Raw genomic sequence first — 26,022 nt, 5'->3', positions numbered from 1 at the left:
AATTTAGATAAACCATTCATCTTTGAAGAGAAACTAAAACTACTATTTTTGCAAGACGCCAACTTTTCCCCGTGTGGAACTTGCAATAATACTCTTTTTAGTCATTCTCAACGGTGTTTTCTCTCTATCGGAGATCGCGCTGGTTTCCTCCCGAAAAGCCCGACTCGAAACCGACGCCCGCAACGGCGACCGCCGGGCCGAAGAAGCCCTGAAGCTGGCGGAATCTCCCAACCGTTTTCTGGCCACCGTTCAAATTGGCATCACCCTGATCGGTATTCTTACCGGTATTTTCAGTGGTGACAGCCTGACGGGACAAATTTCGGCGTTCGTTACCCAATTCCCGCTCCTCCAACCGTACGCCAACAGCATTGCCGTGACCGTAACCGTGGTCCTGATTACCTACCTGTCGCTGGTGCTGGGCGAGCTGGTTCCCAAACGCATCGGTCTGTCGAACCCCGAAGGCATTGCCAAATTCGTGGTGCGGCCCATGAACGTGCTCTCCAAACTAACCGCTCCCTTCATCAGCCTGCTGGCCTTTTCGAGCGATCTCATCATCAAGATTCTTAACATCAAACCGAATGCCAGTGCGGTCACGGAAGAAGAAATAAAAAGCTTGATTCAGGAAGGAACCTCCGGCGGGGTGATTGAAGAAATTGAGCAGGAGATTGTCCAGAACGTATTTCAACTCGGCGACCGCCGAATTACTTCGCTGATGACCAACCGGCAGGAAATGGTTTTTCTCGATGTGGAAGCCACCGTAGAAGAAAACCGGCAGTCGATCATCGAACACCGGCACTCGCACTACCCGCTCTGCCGGGGTAGCGTCGATGAAATGATCGGACTGATCAACAGCAAGGATTTTCTGGGCAAAGACCTGGACGATCAGCTCACCCGGCTGGAAGAAATCAAGCGCGACATTCTGTACATTCCGGAAAGCAACATGGCCTACCAGGTGCTCGAACGGTTTCGGGAAAAACGGCAGTACGTGGGTGTCATTGTCGACGAATACGGCGGAGTGCTGGGCATGGTGACGCTCAACGACATCGTTGACGCGCTGGTGGGTGATATTTCGGACACCAACGAATTCGAGTTTGAGATTGTTGAACGGGGTGACGGCAGCTACCTGATCGATGCCCAGATACCGTTTGACGATTTCCTCGATTATTTCGACATTGTCCTGCAAAACCGGCGCGAGCTCACCGGTTTCGATACCCTGGGTGGATTCGCCCTGCAAATTATCAAAGACATTCCGAAAACCGGCGAAACCTTCTCGTGGCAGGATTACCAGTTTGAAATTGTGGACATGGACAAGAGCCGCATCGACAAAATTCTGGTTACGAAACGGGCGGAAGAATAAAGCTTACTACGATGAACGAGGGTCAATGCAGGGTCATTAGACCGGCAGCGATTCGTTCATCATTCGTCCCACCTAATTCATCATTCTATTACATGGTTGCAGAACAAGTTGCCCGATTGTTGTTAGAAGTCAAGGCGGTTCGGTTACGGCCGGAAGAACCGTTTACCTGGAGTTCGGGCTGGAAATCACCCATTTATTGCGACAACCGGGTTACCCTCTCCTACCCGGAAGTACGGTCTTACATCCGTTCGGAATTAGCCAACGCCATCCGGAATCAATTCCCCGACGTCACCGCCATTGCGGGCGTGGCTACGGCCGGGATTGCGCAGGGGGCCCTGGTCGCCGATGCCCTGAACCTGCCGTTTCTCTACGTGCGCCCCGAACCCAAAAAACACGGCATGGGCAACCAGATCGAAGGCCGTCTGGAAGCCGGTCAGCGCGTGGTCGTGCTGGAAGACCTCATTTCGACGGGGGGCAGCTCGCTGAAAGTGGTGGATGTGCTGCGGCAATCCGGCACCGAAGTGCTGGGCATGGCAGCCATTTTTACGTACGGCTTCCCACTTGCGGCACAAAATTTCGCCGACAAAGACGTGAAACTGGTGTGCCTGAGTGATTACGAAACGCTCCTGAATCAAGCCCAGAAACTGGACTACATTGCCGCGGAAGCGATGAGTTCATTGGCTGCATGGCGCCAAAATCCGTCGGAATGGAACCAATAGCCGCAAGCCGATGAAACGGCTTTGCATTCTGGTATGGGCATGGCTGGGGATGGCTACCGGCTGGGCCCAAACGGCGACTAGCCTGGGAGCCGTTACGGCGGACCTGGAACTTGGCGGCATGGCTTCGTCGGCCGACCAGCTCCCCTTCTGGCTCCGGGCCAACCAGTACGGCATTGTACCGCTGCAAGGGCCGTTTGCCACCCTGCGGGGCGGGATCCGGCGCGAGTACCAGACGGATTCGAATGCCACCCGGCAACGCCGTTTTGACTGGGGCGCCGGGGCATACGGCGTGGTCAACGCGGGCGCTACGAAGCAGTTCTGGCTTCCCGAATTATACGCCAAAGTCCGCTATGGACAGGTTGAGCTCTGGGCGGGCCGCCGTCGCGAACTGTACGGCATTGGCGACTCCACGCTCAGTTCCGGCTTTGTAATTTGGTCGGGAAACGCGCTGCCCATCCCGAAGGTGCAACTGCAAACGCCCAACTTCGTACCGATTGGCGGCTTTCTGAAAAAAATTCTGGCGTTCCGGGTGGGGTACGCCCACGGCTGGTTCAACGCGCCGTACATCCAGGGAGCTCTTTTTCACCAGAAATACATTTATGGCCGGTTCGGGAAACCGCACTGGCCCTTCAAAATCTACGCCGGGCTGAATCACCAGGTGCAGTGGGGGGGGTATGCCGATTACCTGCTCAGCAGTCCGTTTGCGGTCTACGGCCGGTTGCCCTCCTCCTTTCAGGACTACGTTTCCCTCGTACTGGGACGCTACCCCAAAGACCTGGTCAACAACCAGCAGACGACATTTGATGGCGAAAACCGTGTGGGCAACCATATCGGCTCCATCGACTACGCTGTTGAGTGGATCAGCCCCCGCCTGAATACGCTGTTCTACTACCAGCATCTGTACGAGGATGCCAGCGGGGTGGTCCTGATTAATTTTCCGGACGGTTTGTGGGGCCTGCGGGTGCGCAATCGGACGGTCGGGCCAGCCCGCCGGTTCCGCTGGAAAGCTGCCGTCGTGGAATGGCTGTCGACCACCAACCAGAGCGGCCCGGTATTCGACCAGACCGCGCAGTATCAGGGTGCCGACAATTATTTCAACCACGGCCAATACCGGGAAGGCTGGTCGTACTTCAGCCGCACCATCGGCACGCCCTTCATTGCCCCCCGCGCCGACTATACCGCCCGGGTCCGCGAGTACATTGGAGGTGGTTTTTTCCCCAATAACCGTGTCAATGTCTGGTATCTGGGGCTGGAAGCCGCTGCTCACCAGGTTCAGCTTAGCGCCCGGGCGTCGTTCAGCCGCAATTATGGCACCTTCAATGAGCCTTATTCTCCGCCCTTCGAGCAGTTTTCCGCGCTTCTCTCCGCTCAGTACTCCTTTTCCCACCTGAACCATACCACGCTGGCGGTGAGCCTGGCCTACGATCAGGGCGAGCTTTACCCAAGGCAGACCGGCGGATTCTTGTCCATTAAAAAGAACTGGTAAGAAATCCCCTTCTCCTGCATTCCCGTTTATTTTTTGTTGAACCAACACTACTTAACTTACTAATTAGTAAGTTATTGCATTTTTTCATCGGTTCCGCACCCTAGGATTTTTGTTTTCTGCAAATCTAAAGGCCCCACTTCGTTCGTAAACCTGTTGAATCCTATCTATTCAACCATTCAAACTATTTTGAAACATGACTACGATTGCGAACAATCGGTTCCGTACGGCCGCGGGCGCGTGGGCGGTTGCCCTCCTGGTGGGCCTAAACGCATGTACCAACCCGGAGGAGCCCCTCCAATCAGCGGCTAAGCGACACAGCGGGGCGCGGGAAAGTGCAACGGAACTTCAGTTTTTTGTTCTGACGGACGACAACCATTTGAACAAGAAGAGCATCGCCAACCCGATGGGCAATTTGTCGGATACCGAAATCACGGGGTTACAGCCGGGCGAAAAAATTCTGGCCATCGACTTCCGGCCCGCTACCGGCCAGCTCTACGGTCTGGGCAGCAGCAGCCGCATTTACGTTATCGACCAGGAATTTGGCACCGCCCGGGCAGTGAGCAGTGAGCCATTCAGCCCCGGACTGAACAGCGACGCCGTCGGGTTTGATTTCAACCCCACTGTCGATCTGATTCGGGTTGTAACCAGCACCGGTCTGAACCTGCGCCTGAACCCGAACACCGGCCTGCTTCAGCCCGGGGGCCAGGATGGGGCAATTAACGGCGGCACCAACCCGGCCATCTCGGCAGTTGCCTACACCAACAGCCGGGGCGTTTCCAGCAGCACCGCGCTGTACGACGTCGATCCGGCTTCCGACCGCCTGTACCTCCAGAACCCGCCCAACAACGGTACGCTGGTGGAAGTAGGGCCGCTGGGCAAAGACATCGCCAGCACCGCCGGTTTTGATATTTCGTCCGACAATAAGCACGCGTTGCTCGTCTACCGGGTGGGCGATCAGTCGGAGTTGGGCCACGTCAACCTGACCAATGGAAACCTCCAGAAACTAAGCGATTTGGGCACCAAGTCGTACCTTGGCCTGGCCATTCCGACCGATCCCGTTGCGTACGCTGTCAGTGGCAACAACCTGCTGATCTTCAATCCCTGGGACATCAACCCGACCCTCCGGACCATCACCGGTTTGCAACCGGGCGAAACCATCCGCGGCATCGACATGCGCCCGGCTACGGGGCAGTTGTACGCTCTGGGCAACTCCAGCCGTATTTACGCGATCACCTATCCGGCCGGAACCACCAACGCTCAGGCTAACGTCATTGGCATGGGTGCTTTTACCCCGACCCTGACTGGCAGCGATTACGGTTTTGATTTTAACCCGACCGTTGACCGCATCCGGGTCATCAGCAATTCCGGACAAAACCTGCGCATCAACCCCGTTACGGGCGAAGTGGCGGTGGATGGCACCCTCAACTACGGGCCGAATGCCGTCGATAAACCGTCGGTGCGGGCGGCTGCGTACACGAACAATTACCAGGGCGCGACCACCACGGTACTGTACGATCTCGACGATTACTCCAACCGTTTGTACCGCCAGATTCCGCCCAACGCCGGAACGGTGGTCGGGGGGAGTCCGCTGGGCATCACCATTACGGCTACAAACGGTTTCGATATTGGAGGGCGCAGCAACAAAGGCTATGCCCTGCTGACGAGCGGGACAACCACCAACCTCTACCACATCGACCTCAACAGCGGAGCACTGACCAACATGGGTCAATTCCCGACTACGGTGCGCGGTTTTGCGATTGGCTTAGGTTTTTAACCTGACGTACCGGCAGACTCGACGGAAACACCCGCCGGTTTGCCGGTACGGACTAATTCAACTGAAATTTCTTTCCCGGTAGACTTCGGATAATTCCTTTGAACTCCAGATTCAGCAGCAGCGACGACAGTTTACTAACCGGAACCTGACTGCGCCAACTGAGTTCGTCGATGTGCCAATCGGCCTGTTGCCGGAAAAGCGCCAAAATCTGACTTTCTTCTTCGGTAAACTCCAGCGCCAGCAGCGTTTTTTCTGCTGGCGCGGTTTTACCAGCCGTCTGATCCCAGTTCAGCGCTTCCACAATATCCTCCGGCCTGGTGTAAATCTGGGCTTTGTTCTCCCGAATCAATTTGTTGCACCCCTGCGAGAACGTCTGATTCAGATGACCCGGCACGGCAAACACCTCCCGGTGGTAATTGTTGGCGTACTCGGCGGTGATCAGGGCACCCCCTTTGGCCGCAGCTTCCACCACGATCACCACGTCGCTCAGACCCGCGATAATCCGGTTGCGGGCCGGAAACAACCGGGGATCGGGCTTCACTCCCGGCCGATTTTCGGTCAGCAGGCCGCCCATCCGGAGCATTTCCTGCCCCGTTTTCGCGTGAACGTGCGGGTAGATTATATCCAGACCGCTGGCCATGACACCGATGGTGGGCAGACCACTGACCAGACTGGCGCGGTGGGCCACAATGTCAATTCCGTATGCTAAACCGCTGATAACGATCGGGCGGTAAGATTGCAGGTTCTGAACCAGTTCTTCGGTGATCCGGCGACCGTAGTCCGTGGCCTGACGGGTTCCCACGATGCCAATGGTTCGGTCGGTGTTCAGATCGGCGGGCCCCTGCCAGTACAGCATCGGCGGGGCATCGTAGAGCGCTTTGAGCCGGGCCGGATACTGAGAATCCGTGTAGAAGAGTTGCTGAACGCCCAGTTTTTCGCACCGCTGCTGCACCCGTTCGGTCTCCCGCAACACCTCGGGATGCAGGATCGCCCGCGCCGTCACATCTCCAATTCCGGGTATTTTGACAAGCCGGGCCACCGACGACCGAAATACTTCTGACGCCGAGCCGCAATAACTCATTAACTGACGAATCAGAACGCCACCCACGCCGGGCACGGACGTTAACGCCGACTGATAGAATAATTCAGGGAGATTCACTCGGTAAGCAACTGGTTTCTATCAAGACGCGGACCGGGTGCCGGAGTAACGGAGAGACCTATAAAATTTGTGTGTTCCGGCTTTGGTCCAGCCGGGTCGGAGTTCGAAAACCGGCCTTTGCTGATAAGCCAACTGGAGCGGGCAAACGCAACTTCTTCGTTAGCCTTCCAGTTGATCCCGCGTTTCGACCAGGAACTTGCGGATTTCCCGCAACCGGCTGATCATTTGCTTGATCTCCGTCTGGCGGGAATTACGGCTTTTCAGGTGCTGGCGGGCGCCCTCCAGCGTCAGTTTTTTTTCTTCCACCAGCTCCAGAATTTCCCGCAGGTGTTCGATGTCATCTTTGGTATAAATTCGGTCACCGGCGCGGTTTTTCCGGGGTTTGAGCGAAGGGAATTCCTTTTCGTAAAACCGCAGTTTCGAAATGTTCACATCCAGCATGTCGGCCACTTCCCGGATGCCATAGTACCGTTTGGTTAACTCCTCCATAGAACAAACTTCCGATCTGCCCGGAAGAAACACAAGTTTTCCGTAAATTTGCAAAACAATTCAATCCGTCGTCGTCCGATTGGTACAGACGGCCCCAAAGGTACCATGACTTCTTCCGAAATTCGCCAGCATTTTCTAGACTTCTTTCGCAGTAAAGACCACCTGATTGTGCCCTCCGCGCCCCTGGTTGCCAAAAACGACCCCACGCTGATGTTCAACAACTCGGGAATGGCCCAATTTAAAGATTTTTTCCTGGGCAACGGAACCCCTCCGGCCAAGCGCGTGGCCGATACGCAGAAATGCCTGCGGGTTTCGGGCAAGCACAACGACCTCGAGGATGTGGGTTTCGACACCTACCACCACACGATGTTCGAGATGCTCGGCAACTGGTCGTTTGGCGATTATTTCAAGAAGGAAGCCATTACCTGGGCCTGGGAACTGCTGACGGACGTGTATAAACTGCCGAAAGACCGTCTGTATGTGTCGGTTTTTCAGGGCGACGAGAAAGACAACGTTCCCTTCGACCAGGAAGCCTGGGATTTGTGGAAACCGATCGTGGGCGAAGACCGCATCATTCTCGGCAATAAAAAAGACAACTTCTGGGAAATGGGCGATACGGGTCCGTGCGGTCCGTGCTCCGAAATTCACGTCGATCTGCGCCCGCAGGCCGACATCGATCAGAAACCCGGCAAGGAACTGGTCAACGCCGATCACCCGCAGGTGGTCGAAATCTGGAACCTCGTCTTTATGCAGTTTAACCGCAAGGCCGACGGTTCGCTGGAACCGCTGCCCGCCCGGCACGTCGATACCGGGATGGGTTTCGAACGGCTTTGCATGGCCATCCAGAGCAAACTCTCCAACTACGACACCGACGTATTTACGCACACGATCCGGGTGATCGAAGAGCTGTCGGGTATCACCTATAAAGGTTCACAGCGCGAATATCCGGACGTGGCCATGCGCGTGATTGCCGACCACATCCGGGCGGTTTCGTTCGCCATTGCCGACGGCCTGATTCCCTCAAATGCGCGGGCGGGTTACGTCATCCGCCGGATTCTGCGCCGGGCCGTTCGCTACGGCTATTCGTACCTCGGCTTTACCGAACCGTTCCTGACCAAACTCGTGCCGACGCTGGCAATGCAGTTTGCCGATGTCTTCCCGGAACTGAACGCCCAGCGCGATTTTGTGGCCACGGTCATTCGCGAAGAAGAAGCAGCTTTCCTGCGCACACTGGAAAACGGCCTGAAACTGCTGGACAAAATTACGGCGGAACTGACCGAAAAAGGCCAGCAAACCATCGACGGGGAAACGGTTTTTGAACTCAACGACACCTTCGGTTTCCCGGTGGACTTAACGGCATTGATTGCCCGCGAAAAAGGCTTTTCAATTGATGAAGCCGGTTTCCAGAAAGCCCTTCAGCAGCAGAAAGAGCGGTCGCGGAAAGATGCGTCTTCCTCCACCGGCGACTGGACCGAACTCCACGACATCGACGGTGTTGAATTCCTGGGCTACGATCAGGTGCAGGCCGAAGCGCGGATTGCCAAATACCGGAAAGTGCAGAACAAACAGGGCACTCAGTACCAGATCGTGCTGGATCGGACCCCGTTCTACGCCGAATCGGGGGGCCAGATTGGCGACACTGGCGTGCTGGAAGTGCACGTTGGCGACGAAAAAGTCCTAGTGCGCATTGCGGATACCAGGAAAGAAAACGACCTGATCATCCACGTTTCCAACGACAAGGACCTGGAAGATGTGCTGGATAATCACGCGAACGTTCTGGCGAAAGTGGATGCCGACCGGCGCACCGCCATTTCCGATAACCACTCGGCCACTCACCTGCTGCACGCGGCCCTGCGGGATGTACTGGGCAAACACGTGGCGCAGAAAGGCTCGTACGTCGGTCCGGATGCGCTGCGGTTTGATTTTTCCCACTTTACCAAAGTAACCGACGAGGAACTGGCGGAAGTGGAGCGGATTGTCAACGAGAAAATCCGGGAGAACATTCCGCTCGACGAACGCCGTAACGTCCCCATCGAAGAAGCCAAAGGACTGGGCGCCATGGCCTTGTTCGGTGAAAAATACGGCGATTTTGTCCGGGTCATCACGTTTGATCCCGGCTACTCGGTTGAGCTTTGCGGGGGTACGCACGTTCCGGCGACGGGGCAGATTGGCCTTTTCAAGTTTACGTCGGAAGGTTCAGTTTCAACGGGCGTTCGCCGGATTGAAGCCGTTACGGCTGAGCGGGCCCTGGCGCTCCTGAACGAACAGCAGGCCACACTCGACCAGTTGAAGGAATTGCTGAAAGCACCGAAAGACGTGCTGAAAGCCGTGCAGAGCCTGCTGGACGAACGCGGCCAGCTGCAAAAGAAAATTGAAGCACTGGAAGCCGAGAAATTGCAGCAGGTGAAGACCGATCTGCTGACCAAAGTTCACGCCAGCAACGGCCATTTTGTGATCATCGAACGCGTGGAAGTGCCATCGGCCGATGCGCTGAAACAACTGGCCTACGATCTGAAAGCCAAAGTGGACAAGCTCGCGGTGGTGCTGGGTTCCGACATCAACGGCAAACCGCAACTGGCCGTGATGCTGCCGGAGGAATTGATTAAGGACAAGAACCTCCATGCCGGAAACCTGGTGAAAGAACTGGCGAAAGAAATCCGGGGCGGTGGCGGTGGCCAACCGTTCTTTGCCACGGCGGGCGGCTCGGATGCCAGCGGCCTCGACCGGGCGCTGGCCAAAGGCCGGGAATTGCTGCAATAAAAAGCGTTTGAGGTCGGGTTTATAGTGACTGACGGTGGTGACTCCGAGGTCACTATAAACCAACTCTATCCCATTCAGGGTCAAATAGCGGGGGTATTGCTTTTCCCGTCCTGATCTCCCTCCTGGTGTTCCGATCCGAATACCGTTCCCAGATACGAGTTCTGCCAATCCTCCACCTGCCCGGGTGTTTTGAGTTCTTCAATTTCAACCACCCGGTGTTTCAGGTGTGGATACTGGGTGTCCAGATCCTCAACGATCAGTTCAGCTTCCGGCTCTTCGGCCAACTTCATGGGAATCGTGGTGGGCGTTTCTACGCCGAATTCATCAACTCCAACGGCGCGTACAATGAACATTCTTTCCATACAAGGTGTGATTTTCTTTATATAACCAGCAGGATTCGTAAAAGTTGCCGGTCCGGTTGGTCAATGCCGTGCAGGTCAGCGTAGCCGTCAAGAAAATTCCGACTGACCCGGCGCAGTGGCTATTATCGCTCTGCTATGCCGGATTGACGGGCAGAAATTTACGGGAACCGTTGAGCCGCCAACAATGATTCAGCCGGCTGGTCGTTGAGCAAAGGAGCGCCCCCATTGCCTGAAATATGAGACAAATTTTCCTGCTTGCTTTTTTCTTTTTCGGAGTACTCTTTACGTCAACCGCCCAATCATCCCGTCAAAAACCGATTACCCGGGCGGAGTTCCTGCGATTGATGCAGACCATTGCCGCCGGATTAAACGAAAACAACGGTCGTAAAGCGGCCGACTGCTTTGCGCTGGACGCCATTTATTCCGAACCGCCGAACAAGCAGATTTACCGGGGCCGCGACCGGATTTTTGAGTTTTTCGGGGGCTGGAAAGGCCGCCCGAAAGTTACGCAGATGGTCTGGCACCACCTGGCCTTCGACGAGCAGACCCAGACCGGCTCCGGGGAATTTTCCCTGAACTACGGCTCCACAACGCACGGCATGGTCAGCATCCGGATCCGCGACGGACTGATCGGCAACTGGCGCGAATACTCCTACCAATCCGCGCTCGACTGGAATGGCTTCATCCTCCAGAACCCTTTTTAATTACGGCTTTTCGACAAGGCCCGGAACTCATACCGGGTCTAATGTGCCGTCTCGAAAAACCAACTTTACGATTTAACTTTTTCTCTACGCTTGTTTTTTTAAACTTATATTCTACATTTGTAGTACAAAATCTATAACTGTAGAATTTACGGTATTTATGATGAAGTTATCCGAAGCCGAGGAGGTACTTATGAATTATTTATGGGAAATGAAGACGGCTTTTATGCGCGATCTGTTAAATGCCTATCCGGAGCCAAAACCAGCCCCTACGACGGTCGCCACTTTGCTGAAGCGCATCATTGAAAAAGGATTTATTGGATATAAAGAATACGGTAATTCGAGAGAGTATCATCCACTTGTGAGCAAGGAAGACTATTTTTCAACGCACGTCAACGGGCTGATTAAAAACTTTTTCAACAACTCGGTTGCCCAGTTCGCTTCTTTTTTCACGACCCAAACCAGTTTATCAGAAAAAGAACTGGAAACACTCCGCGGGATTATCGACACCGAAATTCAAAAGAAGAAAAAATGATGGTTTATCTTCTAAAGTCCAGCTTCTGCCTGATGATCCTGTTTGGGATCTACAAGCTATTTCTCGAAAGGGAAAAAATGCCGGTATTCAACCGGTTCTACCTGCTGTCGGCCCTGCTCTTTTCCCTACTGGTTCCGCTTATTGCGTACGATATCTTTATCAATGCCCCTCCTGTTTCTCAACCCGACCCCATCAGATTCAAGAGCATCTATTCAGGTTTCGCCCGCAATTTCAGCGCCCTGCCGGTTGAAACCAGCGCTTCGATCACCTCCTTTCTTGCGGTCTTTTACAGCGTCGTTTCGGCGGTTTTGATGGGCCGTTTTTTGCGAAATCTGGCGGTATTGATCAAAAGAATTAAACACAGTCCGAAACGACCACTTGAAGGTGCCACGCTGGTTTCTGGTTTAGGTCCGAACCTGCCGTACACGTTCTTGCATTACATCTTTGTCGATCAAAAAGCCTTTCAGAACCCCAATTTAGAACCGGAACTACTTACCCACGAACTTGCCCACGTGCGTCAAAAACACTCGTTCGATCTGCTGCTGGTTGAGCTTCTCCTGGTTTTTATGTGGTTTAACCCGCTAATTATCTGGCTCAGAAAGGCCATTCAACTAAATCACGAATTTTTGGCGGACGATGCGGTCAACAAGCACCACCAACAGGTTTCTCGTTACCAGCAACTGATCCTGAGCAAGGTTTCCGGTCTTCCTCCCGCGTTATTAACCAGTAGTTTAACGTTTCAAATTACCAAACAGCGGTTTCTTATGATGACGAAAAAAACTTCCAGAACAAAAGCGCGCATAATTCAATTAAGCGTCCTGGCGCTATCCCCCATCTTAGCGTTTGTTTTCAGCGCAAAAACGGCGGCCCAGGTGAATAAACCGAAATTTACCAAGCCGTCGGTTAAAGCTTATTTACAGCCCGATCAATCCAAGGAAGAGCTGTATAAAGACGTGCCTGTTCTTTTCGGGTGGGGGTATCCCAAGGAGGGCAGGAAGCCTAAAAAGTATTCAGAGTTAACGCAGGAGGAAAAAAAACTGGTCAAAATTATTCCTCCGGATCCGAAAAAATCGCCAACCGAACTGCAATTTGAGGAGTGGAAAAATCCGAATATATTTGGAATCTGGCTGAATGGCAAGCGAATAAAAAACGAACAATTAAACAAATACTCGCCAACCGATATTGCTTCTTTCTGGGGAAGTTACGTTCATAAAAATGCCCGTCGGTTTGGCGAACATCACTACCAGTTCGAGCTAATGACGAACGAATACTACGCAGCGTATTTAAAAGACTACGAAAAATCGCCCATCATGATCATTGATCGGCCCATTAAGAATTAATTGCCATAAAAAAGCCCGTAGCACATGCTACGGGCTTTTTTATGGTCCTCTTTTATTTCGTTACCTTTCCCACCGGGCGCACATTTTTACCTTCCCGCTTCTGGAGATCGTCACCCAGATCGGCCCGGGCTTCTTCGGCTAGTTTTTCAAGGGCCGCTACAACTTCGGGATTCTGCTCGCGCACATCATACCGTTCGCCGGGGTCCCGCCGGAGGTCGTACAAGGCCACCGGAAACTCGTGGGTTTCCGTGGTGGGTCCGGGTTGCCCCCCCTTGCCCGGTAAAAATCCTTCATAAGTGCGGCCCGGATGCGCAAAAACCAACTTCCAGTCGCCTTTCCGAACGGCTTCCAGGCTATTCTGGCGGTAGTAATAATAAAAATGATCGCGGGGTGTGGCGGTTTCGTCACCCTTCAGGAGGGCCACCATATCGACCCCGTCGATGGTTTTTTTCGGCAGACGCGCCCCGCAGATCTTGGCCACCGTTGGCAGAATTTCCAGGGTCGTCAGCAGTTTGTTGCAAACCCGACCCGCCGGAACCACGCCCGGCCAGCGAATGATGCAGGGCACGCGGTGACCGCCCTCAAACGACGTTCCCTTGCCTTCCCGGAAACCGCCCGCCGAACCGGCATGTTCGCCGTAATTCAACCACGGGCCGTTGTCGCTCGTGAAAATAACGAGGGTGTTTTTATCCAGCCCCTGCTGCTTCAGCTCCCGCATGATCTGGCCCACCGACCAGTCCAGTTCCATCATCACATCGCCCAGCAACCCCGCCGAGCTCTTGCCCCGGAAGCGGCTCGAAGCCGCCAGCGGAACGTGCGGCAGCGGATGCGGCACGTACAGAAAGAACGGCTGCTTTTTGTGGTTGCGAATAAAACCGAGGGCCCTTTCCGTAATGCTCGGCGTTAATTCACTGGCATCTTCCAGCGTTTTAACTTCTTTTCCGGGTGTGTTGCCTTCAATCAGATGCAGGGGCGGGTAATTTGCCTTGGCCTGGTTCGGGTGCAGCGGCCACATATCGTGCGAGTATGGCACTCCGTAGTATTCGTCAAATCCCTGTTGCAAGGGCAAAAACTCCTGCTGGCTTCCCAGGTGCCATTTTCCAAAAATGCCGGTGGCGTAGCCTTTTTCTTTCAGCAATTCCGCAATCGTCTCTTCTTCGGGATTCAAACCCACGGGCGAACCGGGTCCCAGCGCCCCGAAAATTCCAACCCGGTTGGGGTAACAACCGGTCAGCAAAGCCGCCCGTGAAGCACTGCAAACCGCCTGAGCCGCCAGAAAACTCGTAAATCGGGTTCCTTCGGCCGCCATCCGGTCGAGGTTGGGCGTGGTGTAGCCTAAAGCGCCGTTGCAGGATAAGTCGCCGTAGCCCAAATCGTCGATAAAAAACAAAACAACATTCGGCGGACTGGCCTTCGGCTCGCTCACCCACGCGCTGAGCCCTAAACCGATTCCGGAAAGAAGGAGGAGAACAAAAAGAAGTTTGAAGAAAGGTAGTTTGCCTATCATGGTAAAGCGGGTTAAATCAACTGGTTCAGCTCAACGGCTTTGGAATGGCGGGTCAGCAAATGAATCATTGCCCAGACGGTTAGATAAGTGAATCCGCAAATCGTGAAAAGCAGGTTGTAGCCGCCCGCTAAATTACCAGCAGCCTTGTAAGAATCCAGCAGATACCCCACAAGCATCGGAAAAAAAATTCCGCCAACGGCCCCGGCCATCCCGCCAATGCCCACCACGGAGCTGACCGTCTGCCTGGGAAACAGGTCGGAAGCAATCGTAAACACGTTGGTGGCCCACGCCTGGTGTACCGCAACGGCCAGACTAATCAGCGCTACCACCATCCAGACGTTGGTGGCAAACTGCGCCAGAATGATCGAAATTTCCAGGAAAGCAAACACCAGCAGAACGGTTTTCCGGGCTTTCAGGGTCGGCCAGCCGCGTTTGATCAGGGCAGACGATACATACCCTCCGCCGATGCTGCCCACGGTGGTGGCGGTGTAAATGATCAGTAGTTCCAGACTCGGCTTCTTCAGATCGAGCTGGTAGGTTGATGAGAAATACGAGGGCAGCCAGAACAGGAAAAACCAGAAAATCGGGTCGATAAATGCCTTCCCGACGACGAACGCCCAAGTTTGCGGCAGCGTGAACAGTTTAAACCAATTGATCGAAATCTGGTTTTCGATTCCGCTCGCTGCCTGATCCTGGCCGCTGGTAATCAGGTTGTATTCTTCGGCGGAAAGCCGCTTTTGCCGGGCCGGAACGTCGTAGAAAATCAGCCAGAAAACCAGCCAGATAAAACCCAGCGCCCCCGTGATCCAGAACACTTCCTGCCAGCCGTAACGGTTCAGAATCCAGGGAACCAGCATCAGGGCCACAACCACGCCGACGCTGGTTCCGGAATTGAAAATACCGGTAGCCAGCGCCCGTTCTTTCCTGGGAAACCACTCCGCCACGGTTTTAACGGCCGCCGGGAAATTACCGGCTTCGCCCAGACCGAGCCCCAGCCGGGCCAACGCAAACCCAAACGCGCTCCGGGCCACGGCGTGCAGCATGCCGGCCACGCTCCAGAAAACAATGGTGATCGTATAGCCCCATTTGGTACCGGTTTTGTCGATTACCCAGCCCGACAACGCCAGCCCAACGGCGTAAGCGGCCGTAAAGGCCATAACAATCTGGGCGTAATCCGTTTCCGTCCAGTTAAATTCTTTTTCCAGAATGGGTTTCAGAAGGCCAATAATCTGTCGGTCGAGGTAATTAATGGTTGTTGCAATAAAGACCAGGGCGACAATCAGCCAGCGGTAATACGTAAATTTAATGGTTGACACAAGGTGAAGGGTTAGGTGAGAAAGCGAGAAACCGTACAGGTTACGGGTTAAGGTTTAATCCGTCCACAAACGACCGAAAATGATTTTTCAAATCGCCCCAACGCTGGTTTTTAATTAGGTCTTTATCAAACAACTGCCCGCCAATACCGAGTCCGTCGGCACCGGCTTTCAGGAAGTCGGCCATATTGGCTAGGCCCACCCCGCCGGTCGGCACCAGCTTAATCTGGTTCAGCGGGGCCTTGACTTCTTTGAGGTACGACGGTCCCAGCGAAGCCGCCGGAAACACCTTGATCATCGGCGCCCCCCACGACCAGGCTTTGTAGATCTCCGAAGGGGTAAAAGCCCCGGGAAAGATGGGAATCTGAGCCTCCACGCAGGTTTTGATAACGGTTTCGTCCAGGATGGGGGTGACAATAAACTGCGCACCCGCCAACAGCGCGCGTTCCAGATCCCGTTTGGTGCAAACCGTTCCGGCTCCAATATTCAGCCCGTTTGGCTCCTGCTCCCGGGCGTGCCGGATCAGTTCTTCGGCGCCGGGCGTGTTCATCGTAATCTCCAGGGTGCTCAGTCCGGCGTCCCGGTAGACTGGCAGCACGTTGACAACCTCCTGCACCGCCAGATTCCGGACAATTCCAATAATGGGCGTTTTGGTAAATAACGCCCACGAAAATTTAGTCTGACTCATTTCGATAGACCGATACGTTTGAATGTTGATTCTGAAAAAGGATAACCTGGCCCACTACCGCAGCCTGATCGATGACTTCCGCCGGAATAAACGTTGTGCGATCCACCAGCTTTAAATCAGTAATAGCCTGTTGATAAAACGGAAATAAATTCGTGCCGCTGCACAAAACCAATTGCCAGTTTTCTTTCGCCCGCAACGGTTTTAACTCGGCACCAATCAGCAAACCGCTCAGGTAAAAAGCGTTCTGCTGCTTGTTTATTTTTTTGAATAACTGATTGGTCCGAACCGTAAACAGGCGGTTTAGCAGCGCGGAATCGGCCTCCTGTACGCCCGCCCGGAAAGCGGCCAGATTGCCCGCCGAAAAATCGCTCAGACTGCGTAAATCCACGGAATCTTTCAGGATGCTGTGGGTCGCCATCAGTTTGAATACCTCGCCGGTCATGTAGGTTTCAAAATTAAGGAGTTGCCCTCCCCGTACGTACATGTGCTTGGAATGGGTGCCGGGGAAAATAAAAATAGCATCACTGGGGCGCTGGCCTTCCTGATCGAGCAGGGCCGCCAACCCAATTAGCTGCGTTTCTTCCCCGCGCATCACGTCTTCCTGACTTTGTACGCCCGAAATCAGCAGCAGTTCGTGCGGAAACGTTTCGTCGGCTTCAAAGTGCCGGACGCTGGCCCGGCTGCCATCCATTGCAAACGGCAGGGTTGCATACGGTATTTCTTCCATCCCGATGGAGGACGAAGCCATGCCCGAAACCGTCACCGGAATCTGGTCCAGAGACTGGGCGGCTTTACCGGCTAGCCCCTCGATTTGCCGCTTCAGGTGTTCCCGAAAAAATTGCTCCTTCGAGACACCGTTCTTTTCGCCGGTATTTTTCCAGGCGTCAAAAACCGTGGCAATTCCCTGCTGGCCAGTCACTTCCTCCAGCAGTTCATACGTTGCACCGTCGATCAGTCGCAATCGAAACGAGGATGTACCCCAATCGCAGCATAGTAAATAATTGATCATTTAATTAGTTAGGTTTTCGGTCAACGGCAGGCCGTTTCCAGAGTAGACGGCTGCGGTTTTGCTGGCCCACCAGCCGAAAGTCCGCAAACGGCCCGCCGTTAACTGCATGGTTGATCACCAGTCGACTACCGAGCCATCCAGGGCGTTATAGGTCTCCGGATTTTTCCAGTCGTGGCCAATTTTATCCTTCATCTGCGCGTCGTCCAGTTCGATGCCCAGCCCCGGTCCCGTCGGAATCAACACCGTTCCATCCTTTTCCAGCTTGAACGGTTTTTTGAGGTACCCTTCCCCCAGCGACACCTGCTCCTGCACCAGAAAGTTGGGCACACTGGCGGCCAGGTGGAGCCCCACAGCCAGCGAAATTGGCCCCATCGGGTTATGCGGGGCAATCGGTACGTAATAGGCTTCGGCCATGCCCGCAATGATGCGCCCCTCCGTGATGCCGCCCGCGTGGCAAAGGTCCGGCTGAATGATGCTGGCGGCCCGTTTTTCCAGAATTTCGCGGAATCCCCACTTGGTAAAAATCCGCTCCCCGGTTGCAATCGGCAGGTGGGTTCCGCGGGCAATATCGGCCAGCACATCCACGTTCTGAGCCTGCACGGGTTCCTCCACAAACATTGGTTTATACGGTTCCAGCTCTTTGATTAACAACTTGGACGTCTGCGGGGGAATGGCACCGTGAAAGTCGATGGCTATGTCCATATCCGGGCCGCCCGCTTCCCGTAGCGAAGCAAAGTTATCGATGGCGTACTGAATGAATTTCGGATTTTCGACAATATTGGCCGGATTCTTCTTGGCAACACCGGTTTTGATCACGGTATAGCCCTCGGCCTTGCGCTTCTTCATGTCTTCGGCGTTGGCCGCCCGGCCGTAGATCCGGACGCGGTCGCGGGTGGGTCCACCCAACAGTTCGTATACCGGCACGTTGAGCAGTTTGCCTTTGATGTCCCAGAGGGCGTGGTCGATGCCGCTCAGGGCACTCGTCAGAATAGGGCCGCCCCGGTAAAACGCGTGCCGGTAGATGGCCTGCCAGTGGTGAACGATGGCCCGCGGATCTTTCCCGATCAGATACGGCTCGACTTCCTTGATGGCGGTCTGGATGGTGAGCGCCCGCCCTTCGAGCAGCGGTTCGCCCAGGCCCACCACGCCCACGTCGGTGTGAATTTTCAGGAAAATCCAGCGGGGTTTAACCAGGAAGGTTTCCAGTTTGGTAATTTTCACTTTGCTGTAATCCCGAAACGGCCCGGGGTTTTGGGCGTACGACGATTCGGGTAAAGCCGTCATGGCGGTGCCGACCACGCCCAGAACCGATTGGATGGCCGTGCGCCGGGAAACACTTGATTTCATTTCTTGTGTAGGTTTAGGCGGTTAAAATGGAGTTGTTTCGCAGCGTTGAGCGGAGAAAAACAGAGGTACGCCGAGGCTCCGCTTACCTCCTTTTACTCCGCTCAACGCTGCAAAACAGCTTTTACAAAATTCGTTTACTTCTTATCCCACCAAACGCGGGTGCTTAAGGTGTTGCCCCCCTGGCGCGTGATGGCTTCGTTGACATTTTGCTGATTGACAACCGTTTCGCTGTCCGGGTACGGCATTCGCCGGATAAAATCCTCCGTGATTTCCGACGCCGGATACGGGTTTTTCGTCAGGGCCGGAAAGCCGCTCCGGCGGAAGTTGGCAAACAGCTCGGGACCGTTCAGGAAGGAAGCCACCCAGTATTGCGTGTTGATCTGCTCCAGTGCTTTCGCCGGGTCGAGGGGGTGGGCCGTCAGGTACGCCTGAATAGCCGCTTCAGGAATGGCGGCCGAAGGGTCGTAAGCCGCCATTTGTTCCAGGTTGGCCCGCACGCCTTTGGTGAAATAATCGGCGACAGTGCCCGTAGTCCAGCCCCGCTGAGCCGCTTCGGCCAGCAGCAACTGCGTCTGGGCGTGGGTGACGTGAAACTCCGGCGCGTCGAGCTTCAAAACCGTGTTCAGGTTGACCTGCGAAAAATCCCAGAGGCTGGCAACACCGTACTGCGCCAGCACCGCCGGGGTGGAAACCGTCACGTTATCGTAGCCCATCGGCATCCCAACCTGCACACTCGGATCGGTGGAAGCCCGGGCAGCTACCTGCTCCGGACCGCCTTTTGCGCCCACGTACCGCACCGCAATTGAGCGCAGACGCGGGTCATTGTTGGCTTTCAGGTAGTTGACAAACGGAGCAGCCAGGTAAAAGTTTGTTTTCTCACGAGCCTGTAAGTGGTTGGCGATCCAGTTGTTGTACAACGCCGTGTGGCGCATGACGGCGTTGTCGTCGTTGGATTGCATGACGCCCCCGGTCACGGCTTTGGTCACGTAGGTTCTGGCGGTTGCGGGGTCCACCTTGGTCAATCGCATTCCCGCCCGCAGCATCAGCGAGTAGCCAAACCGTTTCCACTTGGCGATGTTGCCGCCGTACAGAATGTCGGTCGATTCAACGGTTTTTGTGGCATCCAGCCCCGCCGACGCTTCGTCCAGCTCCTTCAGAAGATCCGCGTAGATGGCCTGCTGGGAATCGTACTTGGGCGAGGTGATTTCGCTGATGTACCCTTTGGCCGCTTCGGTATAAGGAATATCGCCGTAGGTATCGGTCAGAATCATGAACGAATAGGCTTTCCAGATCCGGGCCATGTTGTACAGGTTGGTGCGGTTGGGGTCGTCTTTGGTTTTGTCCACCACATCAACGATTTGTTTCAGGACGTTCCGGTAGAAATTCTGCCAGACGAGCGGGGTGTTGCTCACGTTGTTCTGGTTGTAATTGGCCCCGGCCAGCGAACTGCCGTAGGGCGTAATGATCTGCTGGACAATGCCGAATTCGTAACACAGCATTTGCAGCGTGCCAAACCCGTCGAGGTAGGTTGCGTCAATGATGGCTTTGTTCATCACAAACGACGGGGCCAGCGTGGTCGGATCGACTTTGTTGGTGTTGATTTCGTCAAACTTATCATCGCAGCCGGTGAGCAGACAAAGCGAGGTCAGCAGGCCGAACAGGTAGTTGGTTTTCGTTTTCATGGCTGAAAAGGTCTTTGCGTTCAACGGCTTAAAACTTGATATTCAGGTTGAAACCCAGGCTCCGGGTGGGCGGCAAACTCGGCCAGAAGTCCAGTCCGGTGGCGTTGTCCGACGCGTTGTTGACCATTTCGGGGTCCATGTTTTCGGTCCATTTTTTCAACACCGCTACGTTGTTGGCCACCGCGTTCAGCCGCAGGCCCTTGATGAAGAAGTTCGGGGGCAGCAGCTTTGTAAAATCGTAGCCAATTGTGATCTGCCGCAGTTTCCAGAAACCGGCGTTGTAGATAAAATCTTCGTAAATACCGAGTACGTTCGGGGTTTCGTAAAACGGCTGAATCGGCGAGCGGGTGGTGTTGATTTCGCCGTCGGGGTTCACGCCCACGCCCACCACGTAGCCTTGTTCCCGGCCCACCAGCGTCTTCTTGTGCAGACCGTGCCGCAGGTAGTTCATGTTCTGCCCGCCGATCATTTTGAAGCCTAACTTGAAATCAATCAGCGTGGTCAGCGTAATACCTTTATAGGAGAAGGTGTTCGTAATACCGCCAAAATATTTCGGCAGGGCGTTCCCCACATTCACCGGCGTGTTGTTGCGCAGGGGCCGCCCGCTTCCTTTGTCAAACACCTGCCGCCCCTGCTCATCGCGGAGGTAGTTGAAGGTAAACAGCTGACCGATCGGCTTGCCGACCACCTGCCGGAGCGTGCTGCCGCCCGAACCGCCGACGGTAATCATCGTATCGGCCGGCGACAACCCCAGCGTCAAGACTTCCGAGGTGTTGTAGGCCAGGTTGGCGCTCACATCCCACTGAAAAGCCGCCGTTTGAACGGGCGTTCCGGTCAGCAAAACCTCGATGCCTTTGTTCATGCTCTTGCCCACGTTGATGAGCTTATTAGTGTACGAAGACGCGTCCGAAATCTGGGTCGCCAGAATCTGGTCCTTCGTGATCTTGCGGTAATACGTAAAATCCAGCCCTAGCCGGTTGTTGAAAAACTTCAGCTCCGCGCCCACCTCGGCTTCCGACACGCGTAGGGGGCGCAGGTTGCGGTTGGGTACCGACGACGCGTTGATGCCGCCCACCGGCACGAGCTGCCCCGTGGGCGTCGGGAAGTTGTTGTTGTTGACGGCGTAAAACAGGGCGTTGGAATACGGGCTGACGTTGTCGTCGCCCACCTCCGCGTAGGCCGCCCGGATTTTCCCGAAGGTCAGCCAGGTCGGCAGGGTGTTGAAGGCTTGCGAGAAGACGAAACTTCCGGTTACCGACGGGTAGAGAATGCTGCGGTTTTCGGGCGATAGCGTGGAAAACCAGTCGTTGCGGGCCGTGGCATTCAGGTAGAGAAACTCCTTGTAGGAAATCGTGGCAGCCGCGTACAGCGAGTTGATTTTCCGCTCCGACAGGCTGTAGAGCGGGTTTTTCACGCGGCCGTTCATGACGGTATACAAACCGGGCTGCACAAAATCCTGAACCGTCACGCTGTTGTAGTCCATCCTGACAAACCGCTGATTACCACCCAAGGTCACATCCACGCCGATGTTGCCGAAGGTGTGGTTGCCGCCCAGAATAAAGTCGTAGTTCCGTTCCACAAACTTGCGCACATCCTGCGTATACGATCCATTGACGTAACCGGCGGGCGCTTTGGCAATGGGCGCGTAGCCATTCGGAATGTTGTAGTCCTGGTTGCGGGTGTAGAGATCCTGCGCAAGCCGCCCCTGCAAATACAGCCATTTGGTGAACTGGTATTTCAGGGCCACGTTGCCGAAAAGCCGGTCGCGCTTGATGTTCTCAAAGTGGTAGTTGACCGAGTAATACGGGTTGTTGCGCACCAGAAACCGTGAAAACACAAACTCATCGCCGTTGGGCATCACCTGGTGTTCTTTCAGCGCTTCGAACGGCATGGAGTTGGCCAGCGTCATCACCACCGTCGGCGTGGCAAAATCCTGGGTGTTGAGCTGCGTCGGGTTGCGGTTGTACTCGTTGGAGTAGTTGATGTTGCCGGACGCGACCAGGTTTTTGTTGATGTTCTGCGAAAAACCGAGGTTGATGGTTTTGCGGTTAAAATCCGAGTTGGGCGTAATGGCCTTGTTGTCGGTATTGGCAAACGACAGGCTGAAGCCGCCGTTTTCGCCGTTGTTGGAAACCGTTACGGTATTGGTGAAGTTGGTTCCGACGTTGTAGAACTTCCGGACCCGGTTGCGCACCGGTTCATACGGATACGTGTCACCATCGAACAGCACCTGCGTCATGCCCGGCTGAAACTTCTCCCCGAAGCTCCAGACGCCCGAGGTCGGAAACGGCGTGGTGGGTCGGACACCGCCTTCGCCCTGCCCGTATTCGTACTGAAAATCCGTAAAGTCCAGCGGGGTTTCGGTCGTAAAGTTGGTGTTGTATTCCACCCCGAAGCCTTTGCCCGCTCCCCGGCTTTTGGTTGTGATCATCACCACGCCGTCTTTGGCCCGCGAACCGTAGAGGGCGGCCGCCGTGGCCCCTTTCAGAACCGTCATCGTTTCGATGTCGTCCGGGTTGATGCTCGAAAGGCCGTCGCCCCCATCGGAACTGTTGGCCGACCGATTCCCGAAATTGCCGCCCAGCGCATAATTCGAGTTATCAACCGGCACGCCGTTGATGACGATCAGCGGGTTGTTCTGCCCACTGAACGACGACTGCCCCCGAATCCGGATTTTGGAGCTGCCCCCCGGCCCGGTCGACATGGTTGAAATGTTGACGCCCGCCATTTTTCCCTGCAAACTCGTCATCAGGTTCGGGCTGCGGTTGGTCGAAATCTGGTCGGCGTTGACCGTGGCGGTGGCGTATCCCAGCGTTTTCGATTCCCGCTTGATGCCGAGGGCCGTCACTACCACTTCATTCAGACTTTTGGTGTCTTCCACCAACTGAACATTAATCACCGATCGTCCATTGACCGGCACCGTCTGGCTCACGTAGCTGATATACGAGAACACGAGCGACGCATTGGCCGGGGCGCTGATCGCGTAATTTCCCTCGGCATCGGCCACCGTTCCCTGCGAGGAGCCACTGATGAGCACGTTTACACCGGGCAGCGGTTTGCTGTCCGAACCGGTTACTTTGCCAGTCACCCGGTTGGTCGTCTGGGCGAAGCCGTAACCCGGCCCCAGTAACAGGAGCAGAATCAGGAGTTTTACAGGTTTTTTCATGGGTATGGTTTAGGAAGTGAATTAAGAGTTATGAATTAATAGGTATGAGTGAGCTGACGCGTTTTTTAACTCATAATTCTTAATTCATTATTTATTAGGCTACCAGTTGTGGATAGAGCCATCGGGCGCTTTCAGGATCGGGTGCGGGAATTTTGTGTTGGAGGTGACTTCCAGCACAAATGTCGCTTTCTTCGGGTCAAATTTAACCCCGAGACCAGGTTCGGGATTGAGGTAGAGCTTGCCGTTGTTGAACCGGACAAAGTCGTCGTTGAAGTACGGTGGCCGTTCGGGTTCGCCCCCGCCCAGTTCCATCAGCGCGCGGGTCGGACTGCTCGATCCGAGGACGTGCACCAGCGTGGCCGTCGCCAGTGGTCCCGTGAAGTGCGGAATCATGCCCACGTAATGCGTCTCACACAGAGCCGCCAGTTTTTTGAATTCGGAAATACCGCCGGTGTTGGGAAGCGTAAACCGGGTGTAGTCGATCAGGTGCTGTTCAATGAAATTGTTGCTGTCCCAGCGGTCGCCAAACTGCTCTCCCACCGCAATGGGCACGGTGGTCATCTGCCGGACGGTCTTGTAAACATCCGGGTTTTCGGACCGCACGATGTCTTCCACAAAATACGGTTCCAGCGATTCGAGCGCCTTGCAGATCTTCACGCCTTCGGTAGTGTCAAAACGGGTGTGCAAGTCAATGGCCCATTTGCCACCTCCCCCGACGGCGGCATCAATGCGCTTGCAGAATTCGATGGTTTTTTTGGCGTTCTCGTAAAAATCAAACGGTTCGGCCCCGTTGCCGCCGGTGGGTCCAATGCGGTACGACCGCAAACCGGCCTTGATGCAATCCTGGGCGCGTTCCTCTTCGGTTTTGGCCTTCGACGCCCGGAAGCCGGTGGCGTAGCACTCCACGTATTCGCGGGTAGCGCCCCCCAGCAGTTCATACACCGGCACGCCCAGCGCCTTGCCTTTGATGTCCCAGAGCGCCATATCGAGTGCTCCCTGCGCGTGCAGTTTTTCCCGGCCCGGCGGGTAGAACATGCCGCGGTAGAGGTTCTGCCAGATGTGTTCGATGCGGAACGGATTCTCGCCAATCATCATCTGGGCGCATTGTTCAATCATGTCCTTGGAACCGCCTTCGCCAATGCCGATGATACCGCCGTCGGTTTCGATTTCGACAATGCCACGCGCCTGGTTAAACAAGGGCTTGTTGTAACCGGGAGCCGCGTAGTACCGAATTTTGGTGATTTTTAGTTTGGGAACGGCGGCTTCGCTCAACAGCGGAAAACCGGTTAACAATGCACCGGAACCCAGCACGGCTGATTTCAGGAAGTTTCTTCGTACCATACAGTAAGGGTAAAGGAATACGGTTAAACGATTAAGCAATAGTATAAATTGAAAGACTATCAGACTACCGGAACTTTGAGTCGGGACGAATTGCGCGCCATCACCTGAGCCTGCATCAAAATCTGCTGCGGCTCCAAATCCGGATTTTTCAGTTTGCGGACGAGAATTTCTACTGCGGTTTTTCCCAATTCCTCCATGGGTTGCAGCACGTACGTAATCGGGCAATAGTAAAGGTCAAAGGCTTCCGCCTGCCCGAAACTGACAATGGCCAGGTCATCCGGAACCTTTAATCCCAGTGAATTGATGTATTTCAATCCGGCAATGGCCAGCCGGTACGTTGCAAAAATCAGAGCATCAACGCGCCGGTCGGAAGCCAGCATGTCGTCAATGCCCGCTTTGATTTCCTCCTCGATGGTGTTGAAACCCACTTCCCGCAGCCACTCCGGCCGAAAAGCAACCCGGCCCGCTTCCAGCGACTCCCGGTACCCCCGGATGCGTTCCTTCATGTGGAAAAGCCCGGATTTGTACGCGATCAACCCCACTCGCTGATACCCCTGTTCCATCAGGTGCATCCCGGCATCAAAAGCGGCCTTGTAACTGTCGAGTGAAACAAAATCGGTTGGCAGGTCGGGAAAATGCCGGTCCAGCAACACGAAAGCCACATTTTTATCCATCAGGTACTGAATCTGCTCTTCCGTGTTTTCGGAGGAGACAATGACAAAACCGTCCACCTGCCGGTTCAGAAACACGTTGATCAGGTCCCAGGATTTTTCAGCCTGCTCGTCCGAACTGCCAATAATGACGGTATAGCCGTATTTTTTAGCTTCGTCTTCTACAATCCGGGCAATGTTGGCAAAAAACGGATTGGAGATATCGGCAATAATCAACCCGATCGTTTGAGTTTTGCCGCTGCGCAAACTTTTTGCCAGGTAATTCGGCTCGTAGTTCAGCTCACGCGCAATCTCTTTGATTTTAGCCGCAATCTCCTGCCCGACACGGCTTTCCTTTTCTTTCCCGTTCAGGACGTACGACACCAGCGCAGTGGAAACCTGCGCTTTCTCGGCAATATCCTTCAGGGAAACTTTCTTTTTATTCATAGCGGGCAAAGCGGCTGCGCCAAATGTATGTTTAATCGATTAAACAAAAAACAAAATGGTATATTTTTTTTATTTATTTTTATTATTTCAATTGTAAAGCTCACTTGCCCCTCCGGACTGGACTAAAAATGATTAAGCCCACGCCTGAAAGCGTGGGCTTAACCGGTCTAGCAGGAAAGGAAACAGATTA

The 26,022-nt window shown here is 54.6% G+C and carries 20 protein-coding genes; 8 read left to right on the top strand and 12 right to left on the bottom strand.

What is annotated here, in order from left to right; all coding sequences use genetic code 11:
* Positions 1-73 precede the first annotated feature (73 nt).
* From OQ371_RS19415 to OQ371_RS19400, 4 genes are all read left to right on the top strand, one after another.
* On the top strand, positions 74-1,357 hold the full coding sequence (locus tag OQ371_RS19415; protein ID WP_265989961.1) for a hemolysin family protein: 1,284 nt from the start codon (positions 74-76) through the stop codon (positions 1,355-1,357).
* 92 nt (positions 1,358-1,449) lie between these two features.
* Positions 1,450-2,076: an orotate phosphoribosyltransferase gene (pyrE, locus tag OQ371_RS19410; RefSeq protein WP_265989959.1), complete on the top strand. Its 627-nt coding sequence runs from the start codon at positions 1,450-1,452 to the stop codon at positions 2,074-2,076.
* 10 nt (positions 2,077-2,086) lie between these two features.
* Positions 2,087-3,562 (top strand): capsule assembly Wzi family protein, encoded by a 1,476-nt coding sequence (locus OQ371_RS19405; RefSeq protein WP_265989957.1) that lies wholly within the window; start codon positions 2,087-2,089, stop codon positions 3,560-3,562.
* A 193-nt stretch (positions 3,563-3,755) separates the two neighbouring features.
* Positions 3,756-5,336 carry a DUF4394 domain-containing protein gene (locus tag OQ371_RS19400; protein WP_265989955.1) on the top strand — a complete coding sequence of 527 codons (1,581 nt, stop codon included), beginning with the start codon at positions 3,756-3,758 and terminating at the stop codon, positions 5,334-5,336.
* A gap of 52 nt (positions 5,337-5,388) precedes the next feature.
* Here OQ371_RS19400 and dprA read toward each other — a convergent pair whose 3' ends face one another.
* Together dprA and OQ371_RS19390 are read right to left on the bottom strand one after the other, a co-directional pair.
* The gene (gene dprA, locus OQ371_RS19395) at positions 5,389-6,495 is read right to left on the bottom strand and encodes a DNA-processing protein DprA (RefSeq protein ID WP_265989954.1); all 1,107 of its coding nucleotides are present in this window, start codon (positions 6,493-6,495) and stop codon (positions 5,389-5,391) included.
* 159 nt (positions 6,496-6,654) lie between these two features.
* Positions 6,655-6,984, bottom strand: coding sequence for a MerR family transcriptional regulator (locus OQ371_RS19390; protein WP_265989953.1), 330 nt, complete (start codon positions 6,982-6,984; stop codon positions 6,655-6,657).
* 105 nt (positions 6,985-7,089) lie between these two features.
* Here OQ371_RS19390 and alaS point away from each other — a divergent pair, with 105 nt between their 5' ends.
* Positions 7,090-9,744: an alanine--tRNA ligase gene (gene alaS, locus OQ371_RS19385; protein WP_265989951.1), complete on the top strand. Its 2,655-nt coding sequence runs from the start codon at positions 7,090-7,092 to the stop codon at positions 9,742-9,744.
* An 80-nt stretch (positions 9,745-9,824) separates the two neighbouring features.
* On the opposite strand, the gene OQ371_RS19380 is transcribed toward alaS, so the two are convergent.
* Positions 9,825-10,106 carry a hypothetical protein gene (locus OQ371_RS19380; protein ID WP_265989949.1) on the bottom strand — a complete coding sequence of 94 codons (282 nt, stop codon included), beginning with the start codon at positions 10,104-10,106 and terminating at the stop codon, positions 9,825-9,827.
* A 236-nt stretch (positions 10,107-10,342) separates the two neighbouring features.
* Between OQ371_RS19380 and OQ371_RS19375 the strand changes: the two genes are divergently transcribed.
* The 3 genes from OQ371_RS19375 (at position 10,343) to OQ371_RS19365 (ending at position 12,682) form a co-directional block, all read left to right on the top strand.
* A complete protein-coding gene (locus OQ371_RS19375) occupies positions 10,343-10,810 on the top strand; it encodes a nuclear transport factor 2 family protein (protein ID WP_265989947.1) in 468 nt (155 codons plus the stop codon).
* A gap of 160 nt (positions 10,811-10,970) precedes the next feature.
* A complete protein-coding gene (locus tag OQ371_RS19370; RefSeq protein WP_265994339.1) occupies positions 10,971-11,342 on the top strand; it encodes a BlaI/MecI/CopY family transcriptional regulator in 372 nt (123 codons plus the stop codon).
* Between the two features lie 311 nt (positions 11,343-11,653).
* Positions 11,654-12,682: a M56 family metallopeptidase gene (locus tag OQ371_RS19365; protein ID WP_265989945.1), complete on the top strand. Its 1,029-nt coding sequence runs from the start codon at positions 11,654-11,656 to the stop codon at positions 12,680-12,682.
* A 52-nt stretch (positions 12,683-12,734) separates the two neighbouring features.
* Here the strand turns inward: OQ371_RS19365 and OQ371_RS19360 are convergent, their stop codons facing one another.
* The 9 genes from OQ371_RS19360 to OQ371_RS19320 all read right to left on the bottom strand — a co-directional run bounded on the left by OQ371_RS19360 (position 12,735) and on the right by OQ371_RS19320 (position 25,832).
* Positions 12,735-14,189 (bottom strand): sulfatase family protein, encoded by a 1,455-nt coding sequence (locus OQ371_RS19360; RefSeq protein ID WP_265989943.1) that lies wholly within the window; start codon positions 14,187-14,189, stop codon positions 12,735-12,737.
* 11 nt (positions 14,190-14,200) lie between these two features.
* Positions 14,201-15,505 (bottom strand): MFS transporter, encoded by a 1,305-nt coding sequence (locus tag OQ371_RS19355; protein ID WP_265989941.1) that lies wholly within the window; start codon positions 15,503-15,505, stop codon positions 14,201-14,203.
* A 40-nt stretch (positions 15,506-15,545) separates the two neighbouring features.
* Entirely contained in the window at positions 15,546-16,190 is a 645-nt protein-coding gene (locus OQ371_RS19350) for a bifunctional 4-hydroxy-2-oxoglutarate aldolase/2-dehydro-3-deoxy-phosphogluconate aldolase (RefSeq protein ID WP_265989940.1), read from the bottom strand.
* Positions 16,177-17,199 (bottom strand): 2-dehydro-3-deoxygalactonokinase, encoded by a 1,023-nt coding sequence (locus tag OQ371_RS19345; protein WP_265989939.1) that lies wholly within the window; start codon positions 17,197-17,199, stop codon positions 16,177-16,179. Before OQ371_RS19345 ends, OQ371_RS19350 begins: the two co-directional genes overlap by 14 nt.
* Before the next feature lie 114 nt (positions 17,200-17,313).
* On the bottom strand, positions 17,314-18,546 hold the full coding sequence (gene dgoD / locus OQ371_RS19340; protein ID WP_265989938.1) for a galactonate dehydratase: 1,233 nt from the start codon (positions 18,544-18,546) through the stop codon (positions 17,314-17,316).
* 134 nt (positions 18,547-18,680) lie between these two features.
* Positions 18,681-20,228, bottom strand: a complete 1,548-nt coding sequence (locus tag OQ371_RS19335; protein ID WP_265989936.1) for a SusD/RagB family nutrient-binding outer membrane lipoprotein — start codon at positions 20,226-20,228, stop codon at positions 18,681-18,683.
* A 28-nt stretch (positions 20,229-20,256) separates the two neighbouring features.
* Complete coding sequence (locus OQ371_RS19330; RefSeq protein ID WP_265989935.1) at positions 20,257-23,394, bottom strand: SusC/RagA family TonB-linked outer membrane protein; 3,138 nt, start codon at positions 23,392-23,394, stop codon at positions 20,257-20,259.
* A gap of 99 nt (positions 23,395-23,493) precedes the next feature.
* A complete protein-coding gene (locus OQ371_RS19325) occupies positions 23,494-24,735 on the bottom strand; it encodes a mandelate racemase/muconate lactonizing enzyme family protein (RefSeq protein WP_265989933.1) in 1,242 nt (413 codons plus the stop codon).
* A 59-nt stretch (positions 24,736-24,794) separates the two neighbouring features.
* Positions 24,795-25,832, bottom strand: coding sequence for a LacI family DNA-binding transcriptional regulator (locus tag OQ371_RS19320; protein WP_265989932.1), 1,038 nt, complete (start codon positions 25,830-25,832; stop codon positions 24,795-24,797).
* Between the last annotated feature and the right edge of the window lie 190 nt (positions 25,833-26,022).

This window comes from Larkinella insperata (genome assembly GCF_026248825.1).
Lineage (GTDB): Bacteria > Bacteroidota > Bacteroidia > Cytophagales > Spirosomataceae > Larkinella > Larkinella insperata.
The sequence above is the reverse complement of the archived record's forward strand: the minus strand, read 5'-3'. Positions and strand labels throughout refer to the sequence as shown.